Genomic DNA, 239 nt, shown 5'->3' with positions numbered 1-239 from the left:
GTATCATACCCAACAGTAAGCCTTAAACTTGATCGATTAATCGATAAAATAAAAATGAATGATGCCGTAGAAAACGAGGAATTTATTAAATTTATCAAGAGCCTGTCGATTGATGATCGGATAAGTGTAGAAGATGCAAAATTGATTATTGAAAAATATAAACAAGAAAGAGATGGGGAATAATGGTTCTTATTTATGCTGGTATTTTAGCTGTTCAATTTTTCTTATCAAGTAGAAAC

Annotated in this window: 1 protein-coding gene; it reads left to right on the top strand. The window is 30.1% G+C overall.

Going from position 1 to position 239, the window contains the following annotated elements:
* Nucleotides 1–183, top strand: a 183-nt coding sequence (locus tag JDS81_RS30045) for an SHOCT-like domain-containing protein (RefSeq protein ID WP_472926274.1), incomplete at its 5' end; no start/stop codon positions are given.
* Between the last annotated feature and the right edge of the window lie 56 nt (nt 184–239).

Origin of the sequence: Bacillus cereus group sp. N31 (assembly GCF_016483245.1) — a bacterium.
Taxonomy (GTDB): Bacteria; Bacillota; Bacilli; order Bacillales; family Bacillaceae_G; genus Bacillus_A; species Bacillus_A toyonensis.
Note: the sequence above shows the minus strand (reverse complement) of the source record. Positions and strands in the feature narration are given on the sequence as shown.